This is a genomic window from Sphingomonas kyeonggiensis (assembly GCF_014204495.1).
Taxonomy (GTDB): Bacteria; Pseudomonadota; Alphaproteobacteria; order Sphingomonadales; family Sphingomonadaceae; genus Sphingomonas; species Sphingomonas kyeonggiensis_A.
Genome location: NZ_JACHLN010000005.1, coordinates 211,027 through 219,382 on the forward strand (window position 1 = coordinate 211,027; position 8,356 = coordinate 219,382).

Annotated in this window: 3 protein-coding genes; all 3 read left to right on the plus strand. The window is 64.9% G+C overall.

Features of this window, described 5'->3' with window-relative positions:
- Positions 1–153 precede the first annotated feature (153 nt).
- The 3 genes from HNP52_RS22685 to HNP52_RS22695 all read left to right on the plus strand — a co-directional run bounded on the left by HNP52_RS22685 (position 154) and on the right by HNP52_RS22695 (position 8,148).
- Positions 154–2,964, plus strand: coding sequence for a TonB-dependent receptor (locus HNP52_RS22685; protein WP_184171269.1), 2,811 nt, complete (start codon positions 154–156; stop codon positions 2,962–2,964).
- A gap of 280 nt (positions 2,965–3,244) precedes the next feature.
- Complete coding sequence (locus HNP52_RS22690; RefSeq protein WP_184171272.1) at positions 3,245–6,319, plus strand: TonB-dependent receptor domain-containing protein; 3,075 nt, start codon at positions 3,245–3,247, stop codon at positions 6,317–6,319.
- A 116-nt stretch (positions 6,320–6,435) separates the two neighbouring features.
- On the plus strand, positions 6,436–8,148 hold the full coding sequence (locus HNP52_RS22695) for a thiamine pyrophosphate-dependent enzyme (protein ID WP_184171275.1): 1,713 nt from the start codon (positions 6,436–6,438) through the stop codon (positions 8,146–8,148).
- Positions 8,149–8,356: the final 208 nt, after the last annotated feature.

Consider the following 8,356-nt stretch of genomic DNA (forward strand, 5'->3'; position numbering starts at 1 on the left):
TGGGGTTCGTGGCTGGATCATTGCCGATCAGTGCAAGAAGCGCATCGATCCATGTTCGATTGAGGTTGGCTTGTCGCGGCGGTTCTTCGCTAACCAGCCTGCAATCAAATCCGCTCGGCAAAGAAGCGGACACTCATGGGAGAGACAGAAGGCATGTCCCGCACTCGTATCCTGAAATCCGTCCTTGCCCTGTCCAGCGCGGCAGCGGTGCTCGCCGCGGCGAGCGCCCATGCGCAGGACGCAGCAGCCGCCGCCGATCCGGCGCCGCAGGCCGCCGCGCCCGAGCAGGACGAAGGCCCCTCCAATGAAATCGTCGTCAAGGGCTTCCGCGCCAGCCTGAACAACGCGCTCAACATGAAGCGCAACGAGACCGCGACGATCGACGCGATCAAGGCCGAGGACGTCGCCGAATTCCCCGACCTCAATCTGGCGGAATCGCTCCAGCGCATCCCGGGCGTGGCGATCAGCCGCGTCAACGGCGAGGGCCGCAACATCTCGATCCGCGGCCTCGGCCCGGAATATAGTCGCGTCCGCATCAACGGCATGGAAGCGATCGGCACCACCGGCGGCACCGACAATTCGGGTGGCGTCAACCGCGGCCGCGGTTTCGACTTCAACATCTTCTCGTCGGACCTGTTCAACAGCCTGGCGGTGCGCAAGACCGCGACGGCAGATGTCGAGGAAGGTTCGCTCGGCGGCACCGTCGACCTGCAGACCGCGCGCCCGTTCGACTATCGCAAGCCCACCGCGGTGGTGCAGGCGGCGGCGAGCTACAACGACCTTGCCCGCAAGGCCAAGCCGCGCGTCTCGACCCTGCTCACCACCAGCACCGCCGATGGCCGCTTCGGCGTGCTGCTCTCGGTGGCCTATGAAGAGCGCGCGCTGGTCGAGGAAGGCGCCAACATCACGCGCTGGACCTATGGCGGGTTCAATGGTGGCTTCGCGCCGACCTCGACGATCGCCGGCAAGACGATCGCCCAGATCAACGACACCAACCCGGCCACCGCGCTCTATCATCCGCGTATCCCGGGCCTGGTCAGCTATGCGATCGACCAGAAGCGCCTGGGCGCCGCGCTCGGTGTGCAGTTCCGCCCGACCGAAAAGACGCTGATCTCGATCGACGGCCTCTATTCGCGGCTCGACGGCACCCGCCAGGAATCGCAGTTCCAGGCGATCAGCTTCAGCCGCTCGGGCACCGGCAAGCCGCAGACGATCATCCGCTCGGGCACGGTCGATGCGAACAACAACATCATCAGCGGCACGTTCGACAATGTCGATCTGCGCAGCCAGGCGCGCTACGACAAGCTCACCACCGATTTCTACCAGCTCACCGGCACGCTCGACCAGAAGATCGGGGAGTCGCTGAAGTTCGGCGCGATCGTCGGCTATTCGAGCTCGCAGTTCCGCAACCCGATCCAGACCACGGTGACGATCGACGCGGCCAACACCAACGGCTTCTTCTACGATTTCTCGACGCGCTTCCCGACGATCCGCCCGGGCGTCGACATCAGCAACGTCGCGAACTTCGCCTTCACCAATGGCACTTCGGAAGTCCGCATCCGGCCGCAGACCGTCGACAACAGCTTCACCAACGCCAAGGGTTTCCTCGAATGGACGACCTCGCCCGAGCTGAAGCTCAAGGCGGGCGTGGACTGGCGCCGGTTCGAGTACAGCTCGACCGAGCAGCGCCGCCTGTCGGGCGAGACGGTGGTGACCACGCTCACCGCGGCCCAGCTCGCGCCGCTCACCAACGTGTTCTCGGGCTTCGGCCGCGGGCTCACCATTCCCTCGGGCACGCCGACGTCGTGGGTGGTGCCGAACCTCGAGGCGTTCCAGGCCTATCTCAACACCTATAGCAACCCGACCTACGCCACCGGCGGCGTCGAGAACGCGACCGCGCGCGGCTCGTTCGTCACGGTGCGCGAAGAGGATCTGGGCGCCTGGGGCATGGCCGAGTTCAACCTCGCCAATGCCGGCGTGCCGGTCCGCGGCGACGTCGGCCTGCGCTATGTGAAGACCGACCAGTTCTCGACCGGCTATGCCAGCCAGGGCACCGCGATCAACCTGGTCAGCGCGGATCGCAGCTATGAGAACTGGCTGCCCTCGGCCAACCTCGTCTTCGACGTGACCGACAATCTGATGGTCCGCTTCGCCGCGGCCAAGACGATCGCCCGCGCCGGCATCGGTTCGCTCACCCCGGGCGGCAACCTCAACGTCTCGGGCGGCAACCGCACCTTCAGCTCGGGCAATCCCGACCTGAAGCCGACCAAGTCGACCAATCTCGACGCCTCGATCGAATGGTATCCGACCCGCGGCGCGATCTATGCGGTCTCGGCCTTCCAGAAGGACATCGGCACCTTCGTCCAGACGATGAGCACCACCGTGCCCTATAGCAGCCTGGGCCTGCCCAACTCGCTGCTCAACGGCACCACCGCGAGCCCGACGGACGCGTTCATCGTCAGCCAGCCGGTCAATTCGAAGGGCGGCCTGCTGCGCGGTTTCGAAGTGAACGTGCAGCAGCCCTTCAGCTTCCTGCCGGGCTTCCTGAGCAACTTCGGCGTGCTGGCCAACTACACCTATGTCAGCTCGGACATCGAGTATCTGACCTCGGCCAATGGCGCGACCACGGTGAAGGCGCCGCTGCTCGGCCTGTCCAAGCACGCCGCCAACGGCACGCTCTATTACGAGACCAAGAAGTTCGCGATCCGCGGCTCGGTTGCCTATCGCTCCAAATATCTGACCGCCGTGCCGGGCACCGAGGGCAACTCGTACAACGGCACCAACTCGACCACGAACATCGACGCGCAGATCTCGTACAACGTCACCGAGAACTTCAAGCTCAGCCTCGAGGGGATCAACCTCACCGATGCGCTGAACGACCAGTTCGTGGACGTCAGCAACCGCCTCAACGTGCTCACGCACAGCGGGCGCCAGTTTGTCCTGGGTGCCCGGCTGGCCTTCTAACGCCTCCAAGTCCAGCCATCCCTCCACCCCAGGAACGGGGCCAGCCAACCCCCTTGGCTGGCCCCCTTTTTTGTCTGCGCGGCAGCGATATGCCGGCCCGGTCCGGCGACACGCAGGGGACGGGAAAGGGCAATCATCCAGCAACATTTTGCTACCTGGAACCGGTTACACGTGCTACCGCAAAGGCGATCGGTCCCGACGACTCGTCGAAATCTACGCAAAATGCGGGATTTCCGGTGAGGCTGCAGAAGCGGGCCGATCGGACAAAGGGGAGGAATTCATGTCCGACAGGGTGAATGAACGCGCGCGCGTGCGCCGCAGCCGCGTGATGGAAGTCGCAGCAGCATTGATGCTTGGCGTGTCGCTGACCGCGGTCGCGGTTGCGCCCGCGCATGCGCAGGAATCCGATGCGTCGCTGCGCGGAACGGTGACGATGCCGGCCGGCACCACCGCCACGCAGATCGTCGCAGTCGAGGTCAACACCGGCTATCGCCGCACCTCGGAGGTCCGTGCCGATGGCGGGTACGTGTTCGCTTCGCTGCGTCCCGGGCTTTATCGGCTCGAAATTGTAACCGGTTCCGGCACGCGCAACACCGATGAGTTCCGGCTCTCCGTGGCGCAGAACGCGCAGCTCGACTTCAACTTCGCGGGCGAGGATGCCGGTGCCAGCGACGCGATCGTCGTCACCGGCAGCAAGATGCGCTCGATGGAGGGCGGCGAAGTCGGCGTGAACATCTCGACGCGACTGATCGAGCAGCTGCCGCAGAACAACCGCAACTTCCTGGCCTTTGCCGATCTCGCGCCGGGCGTGCAGTTCGTCACCGGCGCCAATGGCGCGTCGCGCCTGCAGGGCGGCGCGCAGGACAGCCGCACAGTCAACATCTTCATCGATGGCGTCGGCCAGAAGGACTATGTCCTCAAGAACGGCGTGACCGGCCAGGATTCCAGCCAGGGCAATCCCTTCCCGCAGCTCGCGGTGGGCGAGTACCGGGTGATCAGCTCCAACTACAAGGCGGAGTTCGACCAGGTCAGCTCGGTGGCGATCACCGCGGTCACCAAGTCGGGTACCAACGAGTTCCACGGCGAGGCGTTCGTCGACTATACCGACCAGTCGCTGCGCGCGAAGACGCCGACCGAGGAGCGCAGCCCCACCGGCAAGGCCCGTACCCGCGACTTCCAGTTCGGCGGCGCGCTCGGCGGCCCGATCATCAAGGACCTGATGCACTTCTTCGTGACCTACGAAGGCAAGCGCCAGCAGGTCCCGGTCGACATCTTCCCGGGCAGCGCGAACAACACCGCCAATATCCCGGCGGCGTTCCAGAGCCAGTTCGGCTCGACCAACCGGACGTTCAACGAAGACCTGTATTTCGGCAAGATCGACCTGGTGCCGTCGACCGCCGACCTGTTCGAGCTGTCGCTCAAGGTCCGCAAGGAAACCGGCGAGGGCATCAACAGCGGCTCGAACCTGCGCAGCAACTCGATCGACACGGTGGTCAACGAGTATCGCGGCCTGGCGCGCTGGGAGCATACCGGCAGCAACTGGGTCAACGACCTCAAGCTGACCTATGAATATGCGCAATGGGCGCCGACCCCGCGCGTGTTCGAGAATAGCTTCGTCTTCCAGGACGCGAACAACGCCCAGATCTTCCGCACCGGCGGCGGCGCGAACTACCAGGACAAGGGCCAGAAGGGCTGGGGTGCCCAGAACGACTTCACCTTCACCGGCATCTCGGGCCACACCTTCAAGGCGGGCGTGAAGGCCAAGTGGGTCAGCCTGAAGTCGCTGCAGCTCAACAACTACAACCCGGTCTATTTCTACAACACCCAGTATAATGGCGCGACCTGGAACGACGCGACCCCGTACCGGGTGCAGTTCGGCTATGACTCGGGGCTGGGCGGCGATCCGACGGTGAAGTCGGACAATTTCCAGTTCGGCGCCTATATCCAGGACGATTGGGAAGTCACTTCGCGGCTGACGCTCAACCTCGGCCTGCGCTGGGATTACGACCGCACCCCGGCCTATGTGAACTTCGTCACCTCGGCCTCGTCGCTGGCGGCGGTATCGCCGACCAACTATCCGAACCTGACCAACGCCGATTACAAGATCGCCGACTACGTCTCGAACGGGAAGAACCGGAAGACCTTCAAGGGCGCCTGGCAGCCGCGCATCGGCTTCAGCTACAATTTCGATGCCGAGAAGCGCTACACGCTGTTCGGCGGGTTCGGCCGTTCCTATGACCGCAACCAGTTCGACTTCGTCCAGCAGGAAACCCAGGTCGGCTCCTATTCCACCCGTACCTTCAACTTCCTGGTGCCGGGCGACACGCGCAACAATTGCGCGCCGAGCTCGACCTGCGTGGCGTGGAACGCCAATTATCTGACGGCGCAGGGCAGGGCGCAGCTGGTCAGCTCGGTCGGCGCGCTGGGCGGCTCGGAGCTGCGCTTCCTCAAGAACGACCTGAAGGTGCCCTATTCGGACCAGTTCAGCCTCGGCCTGCGCGGCCGCGTGCTGCCGCTGTTCGAGGCGGAGCTGGGCTACAGCCATGTCGAGAGCCATGACGGCTTCGTCTGGCTGCTCGGCAACCGTCGCCCGGACGGCACCTTCTTCGCGCCGACCGGCAACCAGAGCTCGCCCTTCGGCAACGCCCCTCCGGGTCGCGGCTCGATCATCCTCGGCGACAACGGGCTCGAGACCAAGGCGGACTCGGTCTATGTCAAGCTTACCAAGAGCTATTCGGCCAGCTCGCCCTGGAGCCTCAACGCCACCTATACCTATACGGATGCGGTGGAGAACCGGCAGTTCGGCGAGACCTTCTCGCTCGATTACCCGTCGATCAAGGACTATCCGGTGCTCGCCTCGGCCGGCGTGCCACGGCATCGCTTCGTCGCGGCCGGCAGCGTCGATGCGCCGCTGGGCTTCACCTTCTCGGGCAAGGTGACCCTGTCCTCGGCGCCGTTCGTGAAGGGCTTCTACAACGACACCGCCGGCATCCGCCACATCGCGGTGATCGAGGGCAACAACAAGCAGCCCTTCATCCTCGGCGACCTGTGGGCGCTGCGCCAGGTCGATCTGGCGGCGACCAAGTACATCAAGCTCGGCTTCCTCGGCAATTCGCGGGTCCGGCTGCGCGTCGATGTGCTCAACGTGCTCAACGAGAACAACTACACCACCTATAACAGCAACTTCACCGACACCAATCCGGCGCCGCTGTTCAACCGCGACAACAAGGTGGTCGGCGTGGTCAACGCGGCCGGCAACCCGGTCGACAATGGCAGGTTCGGCGACCTGAGCGGCTTCAGCGTCGGCGGCAATCCGCCGCGGACGTTCAAGTTCTCGGCCGGGTTCAGCTTCTGATCCTGGTTATCTGGCCGCCGCGGGCATGTCCCGCGGCGGCCATACCTACCGACGTATAAGGACCGTCCCGCGACGCCGGGTGTTACGCCCTTGCCGATATCAGCAAGGAGCACGCCATGGCCCGCACCGTCGCCCAAGTCATCATCGAGACTCTCGAGCAGGCGGGCGTCCGCCGCTGCTATGGGGTGCCGGGCGACACGCTCAACTATGTCACCGACGCGATCCGCGAGAGCGGCATCCGCTGGGTGCATGTCCGCCATGAGGAAGCCGGCGGCTTCGCGGCGGGCGCGGACGCGCTGCTCACCGGCGAGCTCGCCGCCTGTGCCGGCTCCTGCGGCCCCGGCAGCCTCCACTTCATCAACGGCCTGTTCGAAAGCCACCGCAACCGCGCGCCGGTGGTATTGATCGCCAGCCAGATCGTCCGCGACGAACTCGGCTTCGATTTCCCCCAGGAAGTCGACTTCAAGTCGGTCTATGCCAGCTGCAGCGTGTTCTGCGACGAGATCCGCACACCCGCCCAGGCGCGTCGGATGACCGCGATGGCGGCCCAGGCCGCGCTGGCCAGGAAGGGTGTCGCCGTCCTCATCGTCCCCGCCGACGTATCGGCAGCCAAGGCGCCCGACGAGCCCGGCTTCGCCGTCCACCGTACCGCACCGCGCATGCTGCCCTCGGAGGCCGAGCTCGACCGCATCGCCGACGCGCTCAATGCCGGCGGCAAGGTCGCCATCTATGGCGGTTCGGGCTGCCAGGATGCGCATGACCAGGTCGTGGCACTGGCGGAGAAGCTCAAGGCGCCGGTCGCCCACACCTCGCGCGCCAAGGACTTCCTCGAACCGGACAATCCCTATGTCGTCGGCATGACCGGCGTGTTCGGCTCCGAGGCCGGCTATGACGCGCTGATGGAATGCGACACGCTGCTGCTGCTCGGCTGCGATTTCGCGTGGCGGCAATTCTACCCGTCAAAGGCGACGATCATACAGGTGGACATAGACGGCACCCATCTCGGCCGCCGCCATCCGGTCGACATCGCTGCGGTGGGCAGCGTGCGCGACACGCTCGATGCGCTGCTCCCCCTGATAAAGGAACGTGGCGACCGCGCCTTTCTCGATACTTGTCTCGCGCGGCATGAAAAGGCGGTGGCCGGCCAGCGCAAGCATGCCGTGGCGGCGGAGGGCAGGGCGATCCACCCGCAATATCTGACCGAGACGATCGCCCGCCACGCCGCGCCCGACGCAGTGTTCACCGCCGATTGCGGCTCGCCGATGGTCTGGGCGCTGCGCCATGTGCCCGCGACCGGTCGCAACCGCACGGTGATCTCGCTCACCCATGGCACCATGGCCAATGCGATGCCCCAGGCGCTGGGTGCCCAGGCAGCCTATCCCGATCGCCAGGTGATCTCGCTGTCGGGGGATGGCGGCATCTCGATGATGCTCGGTGACCTGATGACCGCGATCCAGGAGAAGCTGCCCATCAAGGTGTGCATCTTCAACAATGGCGCGCTCGGCTTTGTCGAGCTCGAGCAGAAGGTCGAGGGGCTGCTCGATGCCTTCACCGACCTGCAGAACCCGGACTTCTCCCGCGTGGCCGAGGCGATGGGTTTCTGGAGCCGGCGCGTGGAGAAGAGCGGGGACGTGGAAGACGCCGTGCGCCAATGGCTGGCCGAGCCGGGCCCGGCGCTGCTCGATGTCGTCACCGATCGCTTCGAGCTGGTGATGCCGCCCAGGATCGAGGCGGCGCAGATATTCGGCACGGCACTCTATTCGGCCAGGGCCGTGCTGGCCGGGCGCGCGGATGAAGCGTTCGAGCTGGTGCGCGGCGCGATCACCTGATTCCGGCGCACCAATCCCAGCATCCGGTGCCGGAAGGCAGGAAAGGGGCCCTGATTCCTGGTGATTCTGGGTGTGATTCGGGTGGTTTGGGGTTGATTCGGGGTTTGGGGCGGGGGTTTGCGGACCTTCAAAATGGTGCTAAAGTGTTGATATTGAGTGGTTTGTGGTTCCTGTTTCGAAAAAAAGACAGAAAGTTACAGATGGCTGT